Source organism: Rhodococcus sp. ACS1, assembly GCF_002300155.1.
Taxonomy (GTDB): domain Bacteria; phylum Actinomycetota; class Actinomycetes; order Mycobacteriales; family Mycobacteriaceae; genus Rhodococcus_F; species Rhodococcus_F koreensis.
In genome coordinates this window covers 556,055-576,091 of the sequence record NZ_NSDZ01000002.1, presented here as the reverse complement: position 1 = coordinate 576,091, position 20,037 = coordinate 556,055, and the positions used below count along the sequence as shown (strand labels likewise).

The 20,037-nt window shown below is 68.4% G+C and carries 14 protein-coding genes; 7 read left to right on the top strand and 7 right to left on the bottom strand.

What is annotated here, in order from left to right:
• The first annotated feature begins 493 nt into the window (after positions 1–493).
• Together CJ179_RS09950 and CJ179_RS09945 are read left to right on the top strand one after the other, a co-directional pair.
• Positions 494–955, top strand: a complete 462-nt coding sequence (locus CJ179_RS09950) for a hypothetical protein (protein WP_241031509.1) — start codon at positions 494–496, stop codon at positions 953–955.
• 4 nt (positions 956–959) lie between these two features.
• On the top strand, positions 960–2,141 hold the full coding sequence (locus tag CJ179_RS09945; RefSeq protein ID WP_095861316.1) for an MAB_1171c family putative transporter: 1,182 nt from the start codon (positions 960–962) through the stop codon (positions 2,139–2,141).
• On the opposite strand, the gene CJ179_RS09940 is transcribed toward CJ179_RS09945, so the two are convergent.
• Genes CJ179_RS09940 through CJ179_RS09930 form a run of 3 tightly spaced genes read right to left on the bottom strand, consistent with a single transcriptional unit; the run spans position 2,132 to position 4,607 of the window.
• The gene (locus CJ179_RS09940) at positions 2,132–2,572 is read right to left on the bottom strand and encodes a hypothetical protein (RefSeq protein WP_095861315.1); all 441 of its coding nucleotides are present in this window, start codon (positions 2,570–2,572) and stop codon (positions 2,132–2,134) included. The two genes, CJ179_RS09945 and CJ179_RS09940, sit on opposite strands and share 10 nt — an antisense overlap.
• Entirely contained in the window at positions 2,569–3,288 is a 720-nt protein-coding gene (locus CJ179_RS09935) for a helix-turn-helix domain-containing protein (protein ID WP_072937446.1), read from the bottom strand. Before CJ179_RS09935 ends, CJ179_RS09940 begins: the two co-directional genes overlap by 4 nt.
• Before the next feature lie 56 nt (positions 3,289–3,344).
• The gene (locus CJ179_RS09930) at positions 3,345–4,607 is read right to left on the bottom strand and encodes a pyridoxal phosphate-dependent aminotransferase (protein ID WP_005253480.1); all 1,263 of its coding nucleotides are present in this window, start codon (positions 4,605–4,607) and stop codon (positions 3,345–3,347) included.
• A gap of 139 nt (positions 4,608–4,746) precedes the next feature.
• Here CJ179_RS09930 and CJ179_RS09925 point away from each other — a divergent pair, with 139 nt between their 5' ends.
• Together CJ179_RS09925 and CJ179_RS09920 are read left to right on the top strand one after the other, a co-directional pair.
• Entirely contained in the window at positions 4,747–6,147 is a 1,401-nt protein-coding gene (locus CJ179_RS09925; RefSeq protein WP_095861314.1) for a carotenoid oxygenase family protein, read from the top strand.
• Between the two features lie 24 nt (positions 6,148–6,171).
• Positions 6,172–8,118, top strand: a complete 1,947-nt coding sequence (locus CJ179_RS09920; protein WP_095861313.1) for a prolyl oligopeptidase family serine peptidase — start codon at positions 6,172–6,174, stop codon at positions 8,116–8,118.
• Between the two features lie 6 nt (positions 8,119–8,124).
• On the opposite strand, the gene CJ179_RS09915 is transcribed toward CJ179_RS09920, so the two are convergent.
• The 3 genes from CJ179_RS09915 to CJ179_RS09905 all read right to left on the bottom strand — a co-directional run bounded on the left by CJ179_RS09915 (position 8,125) and on the right by CJ179_RS09905 (position 12,890).
• Positions 8,125–9,573, bottom strand: a complete 1,449-nt coding sequence (locus CJ179_RS09915; RefSeq protein ID WP_095861312.1) for a dynamin family protein — start codon at positions 9,571–9,573, stop codon at positions 8,125–8,127.
• Entirely contained in the window at positions 9,570–11,315 is a 1,746-nt protein-coding gene (locus CJ179_RS09910; RefSeq protein ID WP_179377548.1) for a dynamin family protein, read from the bottom strand. Before CJ179_RS09910 ends, CJ179_RS09915 begins: the two co-directional genes overlap by 4 nt.
• 87 nt (positions 11,316–11,402) lie before the next feature.
• Positions 11,403–12,890 carry a hypothetical protein gene (locus tag CJ179_RS09905; protein WP_095861311.1) on the bottom strand — a complete coding sequence of 496 codons (1,488 nt, stop codon included), beginning with the start codon at positions 12,888–12,890 and terminating at the stop codon, positions 11,403–11,405.
• Positions 12,891–13,114: 224 nt separating this feature from the next.
• On the opposite strand from CJ179_RS09905, the gene CJ179_RS09900 reads away from it, so the two are divergent.
• The gene (locus tag CJ179_RS09900; protein WP_257015399.1) at positions 13,115–14,644 is read left to right on the top strand and encodes an Hsp70 family protein; all 1,530 of its coding nucleotides are present in this window, start codon (positions 13,115–13,117) and stop codon (positions 14,642–14,644) included.
• A 59-nt stretch (positions 14,645–14,703) separates the two neighbouring features.
• On the opposite strand, the gene CJ179_RS09895 is transcribed toward CJ179_RS09900, so the two are convergent.
• Positions 14,704–17,970, bottom strand: a complete 3,267-nt coding sequence (locus CJ179_RS09895; RefSeq protein ID WP_095861309.1) for a (Fe-S)-binding protein — start codon at positions 17,968–17,970, stop codon at positions 14,704–14,706.
• A 620-nt stretch (positions 17,971–18,590) separates the two neighbouring features.
• On the opposite strand from CJ179_RS09895, the gene CJ179_RS09890 reads away from it, so the two are divergent.
• On the top strand, positions 18,591–19,037 hold the full coding sequence (locus CJ179_RS09890; RefSeq protein WP_095861308.1) for a hypothetical protein: 447 nt from the start codon (positions 18,591–18,593) through the stop codon (positions 19,035–19,037).
• A gap of 294 nt (positions 19,038–19,331) precedes the next feature.
• On the top strand, positions 19,332–20,006 hold the full coding sequence (locus tag CJ179_RS09885; RefSeq protein WP_072937437.1) for a hypothetical protein: 675 nt from the start codon (positions 19,332–19,334) through the stop codon (positions 20,004–20,006).
• The last annotated feature ends 31 nt before the right edge of the window (positions 20,007–20,037 follow it).

Here is a 20,037-nt window from a genome sequence, read left to right as displayed (position 1 = left end):
AACGCTGTGACGGAAGTGGCGGGCGGTGCCGGTGTTGCCGACCTGTCCGGTGTGTATTGCTCTCGTGTCGCTTATATGTCGCCGGTGTGATTAGATATCGGAACATGGCACGCAGCAGCTAATCTGCAGCGAACGCCGAGCTTCACGCAAGGGTGGTCCGGAACTCCGAACGAGGGGTGTGTTCCGCGGGCGACGAGCCGCTGCGTGGAGAGAAGTGCCGAGCTGGGTGGCGGGGTACAGGGGGGGTTGACCCCGCCACCAACCTGGCGCCCACAGGGGGGGGAGGGGCGACAGGTGCTCGCGGCACTCGAGGTGCCGGTTGCCAATCTACCGACACATGAGGGGTATTCGTCAACCGGGTAGGTGAAATCGCCCACATGTCGTGACCTCGAACGCCGACAGCCTAGGATTATGGCCGTTCGGAGGTGTTCCAGTGCGAATCTCGCGGCCGTCGCGACGACCCAGCAACCATCTTCGCCGGATCGTGGCGGAGATGGGTATTCCCGTGCCCTGGAACAGGGATCAGCTGATCGGCGGTGTCGCAGCCCGCCGGGGTCGCCCGATCCACCTGGTCCCCGTGTCGCACGCCCTGGTCCAGGGCGGACATTCCGGACTCTGGCTCGCACGGGCCGAGGACGACGTGATCCTTTACGCGACAGGGATGTCGGACGTGCACGCCACCCACATCATCTGCCACGAACTGGCGCACATGGAACTCGGCCACGACCGCGACACGATCGGGGACACCTCGGTCGACTCGACGGTGCTGTCGGTGGCCGCGCCGTCGGTCGACACGACAGGCGTGGTCAAGATGCTCGGCCGGTCCAACTATTCGAACGATCAGGAATACGAGGCGGAACTGCTCGCCACCCTCATCATGGCGGGCCGCCGCGTGACGACGGGCGGCGACACCGCCGGTGACGCACGGGTGTCGCGGATGCTCGGAACGTTCTGACGCCGTGTACGAACCGCCCACCTACGTGAGCTGGCCGCTGCTCGCCGTCGTCTGGGGGACGACCCTCCTGCGCGTGGCCCTGGTCCGGTCGACGGTCGCCGAACGCCGGATGAACGCCGCCCTCGTCTTCGCCTCGCTCTCCCTGGTCCTCCAGCGGTCGCTGGCGCAGCACTGGCTCGACCTCTGGTTCGGGTACGGATTCGCGAACACCCTCAGCAACGTCTGCATCATCCTCACCGCGGCGTCGCTGATCAGTCTCTTCTCCGCGTGGGCGCTCGGCCCGGCGCGTCTACCCCGCATCCACGTCGTGTCGCTGTCGGTGTGCCTCGTCGCGGGGGCGATCCTCATCGCCCTCAGCGCCCCGGCGCGGTCGCGGGGTGTCGCCATCGCGGACGAGGGCGGCTGGCTCTTCGCGGCCTACTGCATCACATATGCCGTTCCGATCCTCGCCGTCGCCGCGCTCAATCTGTGGATCTCACTGAAAGCCGTGCGCAGCGCCACTCCGGGACACGAGCGCCGGGTGTTTCTCGCCGTCATCGCGCTGTCGCTGTTCGAGGTGTTCGACATGGGTGTCGTCATGACGACCGGGGTGGTCAACGCCGTCAGCGAAGACAACGCACTGACCGAATCGCACAGCGACTCGGGGGCGTTCATCCGCGTGCTCGTCGTGTCGGCGGGCGCGATCATCTCGGCGGGACCGGTGATCCGGGCGCTCGGTCACCGGTGGCGGTCGCGACGGGTCACTCGCCGGCTGCAGCCGATGTGGCGGACCCTGACGGGCGCGGTCCCCGAAGTGGTCCTGGAACTGCGTCCGGCCGATCGCCGGGCGCTGTCCGCCCGCGGCCGGCTGGACCGGATGAGCGTCGAGATCCGCGACGCGATCATGGTCCTCGACCGGCACGTCGTGGTCGAACTCGGCGACCTCACCGGCAGCGCACCACCGGTGGTCATGGCGGCGCGACTGCACCTCGCGTGCCTGGCCCGCAGCGCCGGCCACCCGGCGCACGGCACGGGCGGGACGACGCACCGGTTCGCGACCGACGTCGGCGGCGAACCGTGGGAACTGGCGCAGCTGGCCGACCACTGGACGGACGGCGAGCGTGTGGCGGCCGCCCTGTGGGCGCGGCGCCTCCCGCAGTTCGGCGGACCCGAGGACCCGTCGGCGCGCGTCCCCGCTCAGGTCTGACGGGGGTCCGGCGACGCGATCGGCAAGGGGCCGTGGCTCCGCCGCAGATTCTCCAGAAGCGGGATCAGCGATTCCATCTCGGCGGTGGTCGGCTCCGCGCTCGCGTCGAGCGATCGCATCGACAGGTGCCGCACCCCGGCCTCGCGGACCGCGATCTTGAACCGGACCAGGGTGTCGTAGTCGTGGTAGCCGTCGGCCGCGAGGTACTGCTCGGGGGCGTGGAAGTGCTGTGCGACCGCCCGCAGGACGTCGGGCTCGGGAGGCTCGTGATCGTTCGTGCGCAGCGACTCGATCTCGGACGGCGCGACGGGGCGGCCGAGGATCCGCGACACCCCCGCGGCGACGGTGTCCTCGCCCGGTTCGGGACCGTCGACATCGTGGGCGAGGGAGAACAGGCGGTTGACCCGCACCGACAACGGCACCCCGTTCATGCGGTCACCTCCGCGTCTCCGCTGCGTTCAGGATCGTCGGTGGCGACGAGTTTCACCGCGTCCTCCCATCGACGCCAGAAACGCTCCCGGGTGGCCGCGTCGAGATCCTCCCCCCGGCCGTAGAGGAAACGGCGATACCGCGCCTCCTCGAGTTCGCGGGGGTCGGTGACGGTCGACGGTTCCTCCAGCAGGTGGCCGAACGCGAACTCGACCAGCGGCTGGCGGGGTCCGGCGGGTCCTCCGTTGACTTCCAGCAACCGCGTCACGTAGGCGCCGGTGATCTTCGAGACCACACGGCTCAGTTCACCCGCCGCCTCGACCAGCCCCGGAACCTCGGGGTGCGCCACGCTCAGCTTCGTGAGCTGGGTGTGCGGCCCCAGGATCTCGATGATCGTGTCCAGGTCCAGCGGAATCTCCGACGGTCCGAGCGTCAGCGGACGCGACGACGGCGCCCGCTCGTCCCCGTCGAGCGCCTCGAGGGGAGTGGGGTGACCGCCGTCGAGGGTGCGGGCCGCGCTGCCCGGCGCCCACCGCAGCGCGACATCCAGTTTGCGGAGCGTCTCGATGCTCGGATCCGGGCCGGTCCCGTTCTCGGCGCGCGTCTGAGCTGCGTCGGACGGGCCACCGGCGGCCGTGACCTGGTCCTGTGTGAGGTTCAGCAAACGCCGTCGCCGATGGACGAATTGTCCGAAACGCGCGCGGGTGCTGGTGACCATTCTTTTCCCCCAGGAGACACGCAAGCGACGCGCGTGTCGCTTGCTGTGTCTCGATCCTACTGCTTGTAGCTGGTGAGGAAATTACCGAACCGCTCGATGGCGACAGCGAGATCCCGCGCCCACGGCAGCGTCACGATCCGGAGGTGGTCGTGGTCCGGCCAGTTGAAGCCGGTGCCCTGCACCATCAGGATCTTCTCCTGCAGCAGCAGGTCCTGGACCAGCTTCTCGTCGTCGTAGATCTCGTAGACGTTCGGGTCGAGGCGGGGGAACGCGTACAGCGCGCCCTTCGGCTTCACACACGAGACACCCGGGATCATGTTGAGGCGCTCCCAGGCCACGTCACGCTGCTCGAGCAGCCGGCCACCCGGCAGGATCAGGTCTTCGATGCTCTGGTGCCCGCCGAGCGCCACCTGGATGGCGTGCTGACCGGGCACGTTCGGGCACAGACGCGTCGAGGCCAGCAGGTCGAGACCCTCGAGGAAACCCGCGGCGTGCTCCTTGGGGCCGGTGATGGCCACCCAGCCGGACCGGTAACCCGCGACGCGGTACGCCTTCGACAGGCCGTTGAACGTCAGGCACAGCAGATCCGGGGCCAGCGTCGCGAGCGAGATGTGCTTGGCGTCGTCGTAGAGGATCTTGTCGTAGATCTCGTCCGCGAGAAGCAGCAGCTGATGCTTGCGCGCCAGGTCGACGAGCTGCTGCAGCACCTCCATCGAGTACACCGCACCCGTCGGATTGTTCGGGTTGATGACCAGGAGGGCCTTGGTCTTGTCGGTGATCTTGGACTCGATGTCCGCGATGTCGGGGTTCCAGTCGTTGCCCTCGTCGCACAGGTAGTGCACCGGGGTGCCGCCGGCGAGGCTCGTCATCGCCGTCCACAGCGGGTAGTCCGGCGCGGGGATCAGCACCTCGTCGCCGTTGTCGAGGAGCGCCTGCATCGTCATCGTGATGAGCTCGGACACGCCGTTGCCCAGGTAGATGTCGTCGACGTCGAGTTCGGGGAACCCGGCGACCAGTTCGTAGCGGGTGACGATCGCGCGCCGTGCCGACAGGATGCCCTTGGACTCGGAGTACCCCTGCGCGTACGGGAGCGCGGCGATCATGTCGCGCATGATCACGTCGGGCGCGTCGAAACCGAACGGCGCGGGGTTGCCGATGTTGAGCTTGAGGATCCGATGTCCCTCCGCCTCCAGCCGGGCGGCGTGGGCATGTACCGGTCCACGAATCTCGTAGAGCACGTTCTGGAGCTTGGTGGACTGCTCCAGCTTGCGATGCGGCATGCGGTGGTGGCCGTGGTCTGGGTTGCTCACGACGGTCATTCTCCCACTCCCGGGCAACCCGATTTCTACTGGTGGGTATCGGACCGTCGTCGTGTCGTCGAAACACGCCGCCCGCGCAGGAGCCCGTCGTACCCTCGAGAGGGGGTCGTGTTCACCGCGCGCGGAGGGAAGGACGCCCATGTCAGCACCGGTAACCCGTCGTCCCGGACCCGTCGACGTCGCGCATCACAGCCACCTCGTCGGGGTGTTCGCGCCGCAGCGGGAGGAGGTCGACGTCCGGGATCTCGAGGTGATCGGCGAACTGCCCGCCGATCTGCACGGCACCTACCTGCGCAACGGTCCCAATCCGCGGTTCGACCCGATCGGCACCTACGTGTATCCGCTCGACGGCGACGGCATGGTTCACCGGATCGAGTTGGCCGACGGCACCGCCCGGTACACCAACCGCTTCGTCCGGACCCCGATGGTGCAGGCGGAGGAGAAGGCCGGGCACGTCATCTGGCCCGGGGTCACCGACCTGTACACGCCGACCGAGGACGAAGTGGGACCCGACCTGGCGGGCACGTCCCGGGAACTGCCCGACATCAACATCGTCCGGCACGGCGGGCGACTGCTCGCGATGGCCGAAACCACGCTGCCGTTCCGCCTCGAGCCTGCCGACCTGAGCACGCTGGGGCGGGACAACTGCGACGGCGCCATGGGCGTGGGGAGCACCGCGCACCCCAAGATCGACCCGGTCACCGGGCAGATGGTGCTGTTCAACTACATGCTGGAATCCCCGTATCTGACGTGGTCGGTGGTGAACCCCGACGGTTCGGTGGCGCGGACCCCGACGGCGGTCGAGGGCGTGGACACGCCGTTGATGGTCCACGACATGGCGCTCACCCAGCACTACATCGTGCTCATGCTGTGCCCGCTGGTCTTCGACATCGCCGCGGTGCTGACCGGCGGGTCCGTGCTCGACTGGCGGCCCGAGGACGGCACGCGGATCGCGCTGATACCCCGCGACGGCGGTCCGGTGCGGTGGACGACGCACGACGCGTACTGGGTGTGGCATTTCGCGAACGCCTTCGACCTGCCCGACGGGAGGGTGAGCGTCGACTACGTGGAATGGACGTATCCCGGCGGGTTCGCGAAGGCCCCGGAGCCGTCGATGGGCTCGCTGGTCCGCGCCGTCGTCGACCCCGGCAGTGGACGGGTGACGCGAGAGGTGGTGTGCGACCGCGACGTCGAGTTCCCGCGGGTCGACGACCGTGAGCTGACCCGAGGGCACCGCACGGTGGCGACGGTCGGCAAACTCGACCGCAGCCAGGGACGGCAGGATTCGCTGTGGTTCTTCGACACCGCCCGCGGCACCGAGACGCACTGGGACCCGGGCAGTGTGTCGGTGGGCGAACCGATCTTCATGCCCGGCGCCGAACGCGAGTACTGGGGAATGATCGGCACCGACCGCAGCGACATGTCGTCCTGGTTCTTCGTGCTGCCCGCCGACGACCCCGGGTCGGGGCCGATCGGGAAGGTGCGGCTACCGATTCGGGTTCCGGCGGGCCTTCACGGCGCGTGGCTGCCTGCGGAGTAGCGGGCGGCGGAATATCCTCGGCGGATGACCTCTGCGCCCTACGGTTCCTGGCCCTCTCCGATCGCGGCGGCGGACCTCGCCTCCAGCGGCCACCCCGTCGAGGGTGGCCGGTACGTGGGCGACGACGTGTGGTGGTCGGAACTGCGGCCCAGCGAAGGCGGGCGGGTCGCGGTGCGGCGCCTCGGCCTCGACGGCGAACCGGAAGACGTCCTGCCCGCGCCGTGGAACGCACGCACCCGCGTCCACGAGTACGGCGGCGGCGCCTGGACCGTCACCGACGCCGGCCGCCTCGTGTTCGCCGAATTCAGCGACCAGCGCCTGTACCTGCTGGAAGGCGGGACACCGGCGCCGCTGACACCGGAACCGCCGCAAACCTGCTCGCTGCGGTACGGCGACCTGTCGGTCGTCGACGGCGAGGTGTGGGCGGTCCGCGAAACGCACGACACCGAGGGCGGCGTCTCCCGCGACATCTGCGTCGTCCCGCTGGACGGGTCGGCGGCCGACGACCCGCATCGGGTGCGGTCCGTCGTCGCCGGCTCGGACTTCCTGGCCAATCCGCGGCTGTCTCCGGACCGCAGACACCTCGCCTGGATCGCATGGGACCACCCCCAGATGCCGTGGGACGGCACCGAGCTCAGGGTCGTGGCCGTCGAGGGCGGCCGCGTCACCGGAAAAGTGCGGACACTTCTCGGCGGTACCGAGGAATCGGTGCTGCAACCCGAATGGGTCGGGCCCACCGAGCTGTACACGATCAGCGACCGCAGCGGCTGGTGGAATCTCTACCGGGTCGGCATCGACGACCCCGAACCGGTGGCGTTGTGCCCGATGGACGCCGACTTCGGCGGTGCCCTGTGGATGCTCGGCGGCCGCTGGCACACCCGCCGCGACGACGGCACACTGCTGACCGTGCGCACGTTCGGCACCGACACCCTCGCCGTGCTCGATCCGGCCAGTGGTTCGCTGGTGGACATCCCGCTCGACGGACTCACCAGCATCGGTCTCGGGGATCGCAACGGCAACCGGATCCTGCTGCTCACCGGCGGCGCCCAGACCCCGTCGGGCCTGCGCGAACTCGACCTCGACACCGGTGAACTCCGCACCGTCAGGCTGTCCGTCACCGAATTGCCCGAGGCGGCGTACCTTCCCGAAGCCCGGCAGCTGACGTTCCAGGGCGCCGACCGCGAAGTCCATGTGATCGCCTACCCACCCCGGCACCCGCGGTACCGGGGCGAGGACGGGGAACTGCCGCCGTACGTGGCGTTCGTGCACGGCGGACCGACGTCACGGGTCGCACCGTCGCTGAATCCCGTGTTCGCGTTCTTCACCAGCCGCGGCATCGGCGTCGTCGACGTGAACTACGGCGGGTCCACCGGGTACGGGCGCGAATACCGCAACCGGCTACGGGGCCAGTGGGGGGTCGTCGACGTCGAGGACGTGGTGACCGCGGTGACCGGTCTGGCCGAGGCGGGGATGGCGGACCCCCGCCGGCTGGCGATCGAAGGCGGATCCGCCGGCGGCTGGACCGTGCTCGCCGCACTGACGACGTCGGACGTGTTCGCCTGCGGTGCGTCCTACTTCGGTGTGGCCGAACTCGACGGTTTCGTGAAAGAGACGCACGACTTCGAGTCCCGGTACATCGACGGCCTGATCGGCCCGCTGCCCGAGGCCGCCGACCTCTACGCCGAGCGGGCGCCGCTGAACAACGTCGCCGGGCTGAACTGCCCGGTCCTGCTGCTGCAGGGGCTCGACGATCCGATCGTGCCGCCGTCGCAGGCGGAACGGTTCCGGGATGCGCTCGTGGAGAAGGGCATCCCGCACGCGTACCTCGAGTACGAGGGGGAGTCGCACGGATTCCGGAAGCTGGCCACCCTCATCAGCTCCCGTAACGCCGAACTGTCCTTCTACGGGCAGGTACTGGGATTCGAGCCGCCGGACATTCCGCGACTCGAACTGTGGCAACCCGAGGGGTAGACGCGTTCATCGGGCGAGCAGGGCCTCGCAGGAACGCGCCGCACACGCGCACGCCTGCACCGTCGCCGTGTCGATGGTCGGGCGCCCCGCCTGGGACCGCCAGAACCGCAGGGCCGTCAGCGCGACGCGCGAGATCTGCTCCGGGGCGGCGTCGGCGGGCATGCCGAGGCGGGTGTGCGGCGACATGCCCTCACCGCCGAGCACCCGCTCGAGCAGCACGACGTCCGAGTCCCGGAGCTGCAGACCGCTCGAGCGCAGGCCCGACAGCACCCGCAGTTCCCGGAACACGTGGGTGTCCGCGAGCAGGCGATCCGCCGCCCGGCTCAGGCTGCGGCTCGCCGACGACGGGGTCCGGGCCAGCACGGCCTTCAGTGTGCGGAGCGCCGAGTGCGCCTTCAGTTCGGTGCTGCGCTGACCGAATTGCAGGTGCAGCGTGCGGCGCAGATCCTCGAGGCCGCTGTGCGCCGTCAGCTCGCGGGCCAGCGCCGGAGCGTCGGTCGCGCCCGCACGGATCAGCATGACCGCGAACCGGATACCGAACAGGCCGAAACTCTCGAGGAGGTCGCGTCGCTGACCGGGCGACAGCACGAGATCGGTGTCCGCCGCCGTGAACCGGGTGATCGAACGCAGCGCGGACTCGAGGGTGCCCTCCGGAACGGTGGCGAGCACCGCGAGGTCGTCGAACTCGGTCTGACGCAGAGTGCGACCGCGCAGCGCGAGAAGTCCCGACACGGGCAGCAGGCTGCGTTGCACCCGGCGACCGGCATCGTCGGCGGCGGCCCGGGCCGCGTCGAGGGTGCGTTCGCGGCCGCCCTTCACCTCGTCGGCCCGCGACAGCACACCGACGATGCCGAGCGGACCGGCGGCCGTGCCGACCCGGGTCTGCAACTGGTCGAGCAACCGCACGTCCGCGCCGTCGGTGCCCCGAGTCAGGTAGACGACGGCGTCGACGTCGCACGGGCCCTCCTCGGGGAGGAGCAGCGCCCGGGTCCGCGCCGACACGTCCCGCGAGTTCGACGACGTTCCCGGCGTGTCGACGAGCGTGAACTCGCCGAGCAGCGCCGACGGCCACCCCACCTGCAGCCGCTCCACCCGATCCGCGGTCACCGTGCCCAGGTCCAGCGAGAGCCGGCCCTCGTCCCGGTGCACGGGCAGTCGCGTGCGGCGTCCGGAGTCGTGGGTGAGATCGATTCGCGGCGTGGCGGACTGCTCGAACCAGGTGACCACCCGGGTGCACTCGGTGGCGTCGGTGGGTGCGATCTCCTCGCCGACGAGGGCGTTGAGCAGCGTCGACTTCCCGGCCTTCAGCGTGCCGGTGAGGGCGACGCGCAGCGGTTCCTCGAGGCGGGCCCCGCAGTGCCGGAGTACGTCGACGGATGCGGGGTCGCCGCGCAGTTCGTGCCGGGCGGCATCGATCAGCTGGCGGGTCTGGACGCCCAGGCGAGTGACGCTCATGCCGCCACCGGCCCCGCGAAGCCGGCGGCCTGCACGCGGATCTGCCGCAACGTGTCGAGTTCCGTGCGGATCTGCGCCGACCGCGTGGCACGGTGATCGTCGTGCATCTTCGACGCGTCCGTCGCCGCGCGCAGCGAATCGTCGACGGAACGGAGCATCTCGTTCGCCAGATCGGTGAAGTGGTCGCGCAGGACGCGTTGCACCTCCCGCAGCCGCTGCTTCGATTCCTTCCCCACCTGGAAGATCACGTCGTCCATCAGTCTCGACACCGCCACCTTCGCCTCCGCCTGCCTGCGGGCGGTGCGCGCCTTGCGGTCCTCGCGATACGTGTTGGCGCCGAGCAGCACTCCCGCGCCGATCGAGAAGGGGTTCACCAGGGCCAGGCCTGCCAGGCTCGTGACGAGACCGACCATCAGCACGCCGCCGTACGACCCGCGCATGCTGGACAGCACGCGCTGTGTGAAACCCTGTGCACTTTCCAGGGATTCGAGAGTGTTCACGGGTTCGAGCACGTGATCCACATTGTCGATGCGCAGCGCGGGAACCGGGACCCTGCCGTCCTCGGCGAAACGCTGCGCGACCGAGAGGGCGAGGGCCTGCGAACGAGTGTGAGCCGTCACGAAGTTCTCCCGCACACACGTCGCGATCTCGCTGTCGAGCCAGGAACCGAATTCCTCCCACCGCGGTGCCGGATCGGACTTGCCGATGTCCTCCTCCGCCGCGCGGATCACGGTGCGCAGACGATGACGCAGGTCGTGTTCGATGTCCGTCATCAACTCGATTGCGCCGTCGGCCAGCGTGTACTGCCAGTTCGCGGACCGCTGGCGGAGCTGATCCGCCGCCGCGCGGGCCCGGGTCATCTGCTCGACGAGCGCGGCGCCGCGCTGCGGATCGCGCAACGCGTCCAGTTCCGAGCTCAACGACAGCGACAGGTGGTCGGTCACGGTGCGCACGTCGGCGATCACCGAATTACGGAGCACAACATCCGCTTTCGCGACGACCTGACTGCGAAGATAGTCGACCAGCTGCGGAATGCCGGATTCGACGTCGAGCGCGTCGTCGCCCGCCTCGAGAGCGTCCGCGTGCATCATTGCGGACACCGGGAGCAGTGGCAGCGCGAGATCCACATTCTGCAAGTGGGTGCGGTTGGCCTTCTGGATGTCCGCCCACCGCGGATAGAAGTCGATCTTGTTGACGACGCAGATCACCATCGGGCACAGCTTGTGCACCTGTGTCAGCAGGGCGACCTCGGGTTCGGTGTATTCCTGACTCGCATCGGAGACGAACAGCACCGCATCCGCCGTGGGGACCAGTGCCAGCGTGTCCGCCGCGCGGGCCGGAGCATGACCGGAGAAACCGGGTGCGTCGACCAGCACCAGACCCTCCGCGAGCAGATCGTGGGGGAGGGTGACCGTCGAATCCGGATCCGACGCGACAGGTCCGTACTCGACGACCACCGGTTCGTTCCGGGACCGCGCCGTCGCCGACACGTCCGCGTCGACGAGCGCACCCGCCACCGAACTGACACCCTTGTCGGTCAGGCCGAGCACCACCACCCGCGTCCGCGGATCGGTGAGACGAGACTCGGTGTGCGACAGCCGGGTCAGGAGATCACCGCGACCCGCAGTCCGGGTCAGTGCCGCCAACTGCGACAGCAGAGCCGTCATCGACGCAGTGGTCTCGGCGGGAAGATTCGGGTGCACAGGGGCGGTGGCGGCTGAGGATTCGAGGGTGGCGTTCATGATCTCCGCAAGAGTCGGTGACGGGCATTCGAGCGAGGGGAGTGGCGGGACCGCTGCAGGGGAGTAGGCGGTCCCGCCACGTCGAGGTCAGAACATGTGCTGGTCGACGGTCGTCGTCGCAGTCACGCTCTGATCGTGGGTGTCGAGAGTGCTGCCGGAATCGGCGGTCAACCCCGACGAGAGGCTCGTCGCACTCGTCGCGTCGAGCGACGTGCCGGTGTCGAGCGCGGTGCCCGAGTCGTACGTGGTGCTCGCGTCGTACGAGGTAGTGGTGTCGTGCGAGGTCGTCGCGTCGAACGCCGTCGCGGTGTCGGTGGTTGCCGTGGTGGCGGTGTCGGTGGCTGCGGTGTCATGGCTGAGACCGGTGTCCGACGCCGTGTCCGTGAGCGTGCTGACCGCGGAACCGTGGTCCGTCGACGTGAGGTCACTGCTCGCCGTCGTGGTGGTGGTGGTCGCAGTGGACGGGGTGGCCGTCTGGGCGTGGCCGAGGTCGGCGGCCGGCGCGGTCGCCGGGGTTGTCGTGGTGGTCGCGTCCGGTGTTTGGGTCGCGGTGGTCGTCGCATGGTTGTCGGTGTTGCCGGTCGTTGCCGTTGTCGCCTCGGTTCGTCCGAGATCAGCGGTGGGTGCCGTCGCGTTCTGCGTGGCGGAGTCGGTCGGGGTGGAGTCGGTCGGGGTGGTGTCCGTCGATGCTGCTCGCGTTCCCTCGTCGCCGGTGACCGAGGCAGCCTCCGCGCTCCGCGTGTTCTGCTGGTCCGCAACCTGACTCTGACTCTGACTCTGATTCCGGTCCGGTTCGGACGACGTCGTCACCGAGGCCGGTTCGGTGTTCGTCTGCCGGATCGTGGTGGCGAGAGGCTGCGACGTCACCGCCGCATCGGAATGGGTCGACACCGGGGTCGCCGTGATCGGCTGGGCCGCGGACGCCGCCGTTGCGGGCGCCGCGCTCGTCGCCGGACCGAACGTGGCGGGCTGCACGGCCGGCGACGTCTGCGCGGAAATCGGCGACGTCGGCGCCAGACTCGACGGCTGCGTCGCAACCGGGTTGCCCTGGCCGAATGCGGGCTGGGACGCGGACGCGGCGCCCGAGTTCACGGCCGACTCACCGCGGCCCGGGTTGGAGAACGACGCCGACGGTCCGGACTGGGCGTTCTCGTGGCTCGCGACGTTATGGCCGTCGGTGCGTCCGTCGTGGTCGGTGGCGTTGTTCGCGTGGGCCTGGTTGCCGGTGTCGGTGGTGTGGTGGCTTGCGTCGTCGCGGTGGCCGGCATTGTCCTGGTGGTTGGTCTCGTCGCCGCCGGTGTTCTGCTGGCTGGTGTTCTCGAACGCACGACCGTCGTTCTCGCGGGGACCGTTGTGCGAATTCTGTTGCGGCTCAGTGTGCTGAGCAGGATGTCCGCCGCTGGGGTTCGCCGGGCGGAGGTCGCGCAGGAGTCCGTCGAGTCCGTCGCGGAGAAGGTCCGCCGCACGGGGCGCGCCGCCCAGGTCGGGTTGCGGTGCCCGTGCGTCGATCGCGGCGTGCGGGGCGGGGACGTCGTGTTCGAGGACGGCCGACGGGTGGATTTCGCTTCTCGTCATGAGTGCTCCTTCATCTCGGGTTTGCCCCTTCGAGGCGACTGCCGACGACGTTATGGGCCATTCCTGGGAAGACCATGGGAGGACGCTGCACCTTCCCTAGGGGCGTGCGCCGCCGAGCACACAGGAACATCGCAGGAAGCGCACAGCGGTCGGTACAGGAAGGCGGTCTAGCGTTTCGATCGGCAGGAAAGTCGCCTGCCGTACCACGGAATGGAGATCACGACATGCGGACATCGATGGGGATCAGTATGGGTTCCGACTCGTTCGTGTCCGCACAGATGCACGGTGAATCGCAGGCGCACCACGAGCACGACGGATTCACGGTGGTGCGGCACTCCGCCGAACTCGCGCTGTCGTCCAGCAGCGCACCCACCCTCGGATCGCACCGTGTCGGTCCGCTTCCTCAGGGCAGCATCGTCTTTCGTGACTTCATCGACAGAGTCGGTGACCCCGTTCCGGTGATCGGTGACGACGGGACCCGCACCCCGGCCGTGCAATTGGTGACCACGGCGCTCGACTGTCTGATTCGGGGCCGCACCCCGGCGCCCGACCATGTGGTGGTCGCAGGTCCGGCGGGCTGGTCGGGGTATGCGGTGGAGGAACTCGAGGACGAGATCCGCCGCTGGGGTCTGCTGCAGAACCGCACCGTCACCGTGATCCCCGAAACCACTGCGGCACTCACGTGGGTCGCCCGGGTCGAGAAACTCGACGACTGCGACACCGTGCTGCTGTGTGACGTCGGAGCCCACTCCCTCGACCTGACCGTGGGCACCCGGCGCGGCGACGAATTCGATGTTCTTCCGTCGACGCGGAGCACCGACTTCAGCGGGGCTCACGCCGATCGACAACTGATGGGGCATGTGGTCGCACTGGTGCAGAACGCGAACCCGGACTTCGACGTCGACGATCCCGCGCACCGCGCGGCGCTGGCCGAACTCGCGGCCCGCTGCCGGGTCGCGAAGGAGCGGTTGTCGCAGGACACCTCGGCCGCGGTGACCGTCGAGCTCCCCGGCATCCGCCGCCAGATACGTGTCATGCGTTCCGAATTCGAGGACGTCATCCGCGAGTCACTCACCCACGCCGCGAACGCGGTGGCACGCGAACTCGAACGACTCGCCGAGACCGGAACCCCCGTCGACGCCGTCGTGCTCCTCGGCGGCGGAGCGGCGGTTCCACTCGTGACGGAAGTGCTGTCGACAGCCGTGGGCGTCCCCCTCGTCGTCTCGCCCGACCCGGCGACGGCGTCCGCCCGCGGCGCGGCGGTGATCGCCGAGCGGGCATCGCTCCGGCAGTCGGGTTCCCGGGTGATGTCGGCGCCGGGACCGCGGGTCCGGCCACCGGCGGCGCCGCGACCGATCGCGGCGGCAGCGTCGCGTGTGTTGCCTCCCTCCGCATCCGCCGGGGTGCCGACCAGGCCCGTTGCGTCGACCACAACAGTCGTCACGCCGACAATTGTCCCGGTCGCGAAGGCACCGAAGTCGGGCATCCGCGGCTGGATGGTCGCGGCGAGTGCCGCCGCTCTCGTCCTCCTGGGCGGCGGCGCGGCAGCGACTCAACTGATCGGCCAGGACGACACGCCCTCGGCGACGACGACCACCACCTCGTCCGTCGAACAGGCATCGTCCGCCGACCAGACTGCGCAGGACGACACCGCGCAGGACGACTCGGTGCAGGAATACACCGTGCAGAACCCGGCGCCCGCTCAGCCGATGCGCGGCGGAACTCCGGGACGCGGCGGCGCCGGACCGCGGTAGAGACCAGCGACGCCCCCCCACCGTGACTGGTGGGGGGCGTCGCTGTTCACTGCTGTCGGCTAGCTCTTCCGGCCCGGTGCCTTCGCGCCGGCCTTGAAACCGAGTCCACCGGGCTTGGCCTGCGGCGGGGCTTGCCCCGTCTCCGGTGCCTTGCCGTTGGACCCGTCGCCGTTCGACTCTTCCACCTTCGGAGCCTCGGCCTCGGGTGCTTCGGCTTTCGGTGCTTCAGCAGGGGAAGCCTCGGGTGCCTCGGCCTTCGGTGCTGCGGCCTTGGGCGCTGCGGACTTGCGGGCCCCGGGAGCCTTGGCACCGCTCTTGAAACCGAGCCCACCGGCCTTCGCCACCGGAGGAGCCTTCGGAGCCTCGGCCGCGGGAGCCTCCGAAGCGGAGGAGGTGTCGGCGACCTCCGGTTCGGCAGCCGGGGGTGCGGCTGCCGGGGGTGCGGCAGCCTGGGGTTCGGCGACCGCCGGCTCAGCGGGGGCAGCCTTCGCGCCGGGAGCCTTCGCCTTGCCCTTCATCTGCAGGCCCTTGCCCGGTGCCTTGGCGCCGGACGCGAGTCCGAGTCCCTTCGGCTTCGCTGCGGGCGCGTCCTGAGCGGGCGTTTCGACGGCGGGAGCCTCCGCGGCCGGTGCGTCGGCGGCCGGAGCGGCGGCCTTCGCGCCGGGTGCCTTGGCGGCACCCTTCATCTGCAGACCCTTGCCGCCCGGTGCCTTCGCGCCACCGGCGAGCCCGAGGCCCTTCGGCTTGGGTGCCTCCGCTGCCGGAGCATCGGAGCCTGCGTCAGCCGTCGCGGCGGGAGCAGCCTTCTTGGCGCCGGGAGCCTTCGCCCCACCGGCCATGCCGAGACCCTTGCCGGGTGCCTTCGCTCCGGGAGCCTTCGCTCCGCCCGCCATGCCGAGACCGGGTGCCTTGGCGCCGGGAGCCTTCGCGCCGGGTGCCTTGGCCAGGCCCTTCATCGCCAGGCCCTTGCCCGCGGGAGCTTCCGTGGCGGCCGGAGTTGCAGCGGCCTCCGGGGCCTCTTCGACGCGCTCCTTCTCGACCACCGCTGCCTTGGCCTCGGCTGCCGCCGGTTCGGCCGGCTTCTCGCGGGGGACGACCTTGATGTTCTCGGTCAGCTTCTCCGGCTCGAGACGCGTGATGGACGAGAGCATCAGCTGAGCGACGTCGACGACCTCGACACCCTCACCCTGGCCGGACTCCTGGCGAGCCGTGACGCCGTCGGTGAGCATGACGCGGCAGAACGGGCAGCCGGTCGCGATCTTCTTCGGATCCGTGCTGAGCGCCTCGTCGACCCGGTCGATGTTGATGCGCTTGCCGATGTTCTCTTCCATCCACATCCGGGCACCACCGGCACCACAGCACATGGACCGTTCGCCGTGACGGGGCATTTCCTTCAGCTTCGCGCCGGAGGCTTCCATCAGCTCGCGGGGAGCGTCGTAGACCTTGTTGTGGCGGCCGAGGAAGCAGGGGTCGTGGTAGGTGATGTCCTCACCGACGGAGGCGACCGGAATCAGCTTCTTCTGGCGGACCAGGCGGTTGAGCAGCTGAGTGTGGTGAACCACCTCGTAGTCGCCGCCGACCTCCGGGTACTCGTTGCCGAGCGCGTTGAAGCAGTGGGCGCAGGTGACGACGATCTTGCGCTTGCGCTGCTCGACGCCGTCGAAGACCGAGTTCAGCAACTCGATGTTCTGCATGGCGAGCTGCTGGAACAGGAATTCGTTACCTGCGCGGCGAGCGGAGTCGCCGGTGCACGTCTCGTCGGCGCCGAGCACCATGAACTTCACGCCCGCGGTGGCGAGCAGTTCGGCGACGGCCTTCGTGGTCTTCTTGGCCCGGTCCTCGTAGGCGCCGGCGCAGCCGACCCAGAACAGGTACTCGTAGTCCTCGAAGCTGTCCGCGTCCTGTCCGAACACGGGGATCTCGAAGTCCATCTCACTGATCCAGTTGAGACGGTCCTTGGAGTTCTGACCCCACGGGTTGCCCTTGTTCTCGAGGTTCTTGAACAGGCCTGCCAGCTCGGACGGGAACTCCGACTCGATCAGCACCTGGTAGCGGCGCATGTCGATGATGTGGTCGACGTGCTCGATGTCGACGGGGCACTGCTCGACGCACGCGCCACAGTTGGTGCAGCTCCACAGCGTCTCGGCGTCGATGACCGGGGCCAGCTCGCCTTCGACGGTCTCGCCGACCAGCTTGCGCTCGGCCTCCCGGCGGGCCGCCTCGGGGATCGCCGCCAGCTTGGCGTCGTCGACGGCGCCTTCGCCGTTCACCAGGCCGACCTCGTCACCGCCCATGTCCTTGCGGCCACCGGCGAGCAGGTACGGAGCCTTGGCGTAACCGTGGTCGCGCAGCGACGTGATGAGCAGCTTCGGGGACAGCGGCTTACCGGTGTTCCATGCGGGGCACTGCGACTGGCAGCGCCCGCACTCGGTGCAGGTGGTGAAGTCCAGCCAGCCCTTCCAGGAGAAGTCCTCGATGTTGCCGGCGCCGAACGTGTCGGTGTCGGGATCGGCGTCCTCCATGTTGATGGGCTTGCCACCGGACATCATGGGCTTGGCGGCGCCGAGTGCGACGTCGCCGTCGTCCTCACGCTTGAAGTAGATGTTCGCGAACGCCGCGAACCGGTGCCAGGCGACACCCCAGGTGATGTTGCGGCCGACGACGTAGAGCCAGATCATGCCCGACATCAGCTTGACGAAGGCGAAGAACGCGACCATGTTCGGGCTCGCGGGAAGCAGCTTCGCGAGGTTCATCGTGAAGAAGTCGGTCCACGGGTTGGAGTGGCCGTAGGTGGCGATCTTCCCGGCCTTCACGAAGATCATGCCGAGGCCCTCGATGAGGACGACGGCCTCGACGAAGTACGCGGCCTTGAAGTCGGAACCACCGAAACGGGACAGCCGCGCGGGCACGCGGGGGTGGTTGAGCTGGCGGATCACGATCAGCGTGGTGATACCGATGACCGTGCCGAGGCCGAGGATCTCGTCGACGAAGTGGTAGACGGCGGTGTTTCCGACCAGCGGCCAGTGGAACTCCGGGTCGAACGTCTGGCCGTACGCCTCGAACCACACGACGGCTCCGAGCATGAAGCCGACCATGACCAGCCAGTGGGCCCAGCCGACGGTGCGGAACTTGCTCATGCGCGTGTGGGCGATGAACTCGACACACATCTGCTTGAAGCGCGGGAAGAAGGGGTGCCATCGATCCGGGGCCGACTGGCCGATCCGGACGACGTTGACCATCTTCAATGCGCCTGTGATGAAGGAGAACCAACATATGAGGCTCAGCAGCACGCCGATGGTGCCCAACGTGATCGTCAGGGCATTCATGTCGCGGCCTTTCGTTTCAGGGCGGCAGGGCGGCCACCTCGGGACTGCTCGTGATCCTAACGCTTGCTAAGTTACCCATTGGTAACTTATCTATCCTACCTATGGGTAACTTAGCCCTGTTCAGGGGCATTTCTGCAGCTGGGGCGCCGATGCGGCATGTGGCGCATGCCACAATCGGACTTTCTGTTCGCCACGTTAAAGGGTCGAATTTGCGGCGTTCACCCAAGGTCGCCCTAACTTCGGCCGACGGCCTCGCGGGGCCGTCCAATAGCCCTCGAGGGCTGCTCCAGCCGCAGTTTGCGTCACGAATTCGACGCGGTTGCGTTGCGGCGGGATAACGACGGGCAAATAATCCGAAGCGTCGATGTCGCCGCTGCCGAAAATCCGCCTTCCGAACGTAATTCACACCATGTAATTCATGCGAATTGCGTTGTGATCGGCCAACTGCCGACCGGTGCCTCGATACCCGATGAATTTTTCGTCAATGAACATTTCGGCCGTGATTTCACTGTTACTCTGAGCGTGTTTTCCGGCCCTGGTCAGCGGTCGCAAACGGGGGTCGTGCAGTGCACTTCGATCACATCAGTACTTCGTCGCGTCGGTCCTGAAATGAGGCATCAATGATCGTGAGAAGAGCTGCAGTAACGGCAGGCCTGGCGGTTGCCGCCATGGGTCTTGCTGCCGGAGTTTCCCACGCGGGGCCGGCTTCGACACCCGCCCCTGTGGCGCCCGCGCCGACCGCGTCGGCACCCGCGGTACTCCCGCTGCCGTTCCACGACGTCGCGTCCCGTGAGGAGAACGACAGGGCCTTCGGCCAGTTCGGTGCGCAGGTGGGTATCGCCGTCACGGTCGGGAGCCTGATCGGAACCATTGCCGGTGCCGGAATCGGTTGTATCGCAACACTTCCCGCCGGATGTGTCGCGGGTCTCGTCACCGGGGCGGGCATCGGTGGGGTAGTGGGAACCATCGTCGCCGGTGGCCCCACTCTCGGCGTCAGTGCATACCAGTTGTGGGAGACGTACAACGCCGCCCCGGGGACGTCGATCTACGCGGACAGGGACGAGTAGGGCCCTCGTCTCGATCCGCCGGCCCCGTCGTGTCATGCACGGCGGGGCCGGGTCGTGTGCGGGCCGCCTCCGCGAAGAAACCGACCGGTTCCCCGCTTTCTGTCGCAATTACTGAATGGACGACTGGTGCCATTCTTGGAATTCGGTCCCGGCCCCGCTCCTGATCCGAAATTCCATAACCCCTCGTCGACTATTGGTGAAGCGGCTTTTCTCGAGTCGAAACTCAATTGGGATCTGTCACAGCGGCAAGTTACTGTTTAGCAACGGATGGGGTTGGAACCTTAAGGGGATGGAATGAAGTTGCGTCGTTTCGTTACGACTTCGGCACTTTTGGTGGGTGCACTCGCGGCCGGATCCGGGGTGGCGATCGCGGAACCCGTGGCCGAGCCCGGAGCCGACATCGCATACGAGACCCGGGTGGAGGATCGGGCAGTCGTCACGAAGATCGACGCAGGCGCATTCGTGGTGTCGTCGGATCGGAAATCGGTTTCACTCGAGGACGGCGCTGGAAACGCCGTCCTCTCGCTGCCCCTCGCGTACCGCTTCGACGGTCTGCAGTTCCCGTTCGACGAGAAGGTCAGCGAGGACGGCAAGACTCTCACGTTGACTCCCGTCATCGATCGCGCGAAGGCAACGCCGATCGCGGACGCCGATCTTCCGCTGAGCGACGTTGCCTCGGTCGAAGAGAACACGCGCGCCCAGGCCAATTTCGGTCAGCAGCTTGCACTGGCCTCGGCGGTCGGTGGACTGGCCGGCACCGTCGTCGGCGGCGCGATCGGACTGGTCGGCCTGATTGCCGGGCCCGTCGCGCTGGCCACCGTCCCGGTGTTCGCGGCGGTCGGTGCGATTGCCGGAACCGTCATCGTCGGTGGTCCGACCCTGGTCGTCGCGGGGATCCAGCTTGCGCAGACTCTGACGGCGCCCGATGGCACCACGGTCTGGGCAAAGAACGACAAAGGTTCGAAGTAGCTGGTTGCAGAGGCGCGTGCGCCCAGGGGAG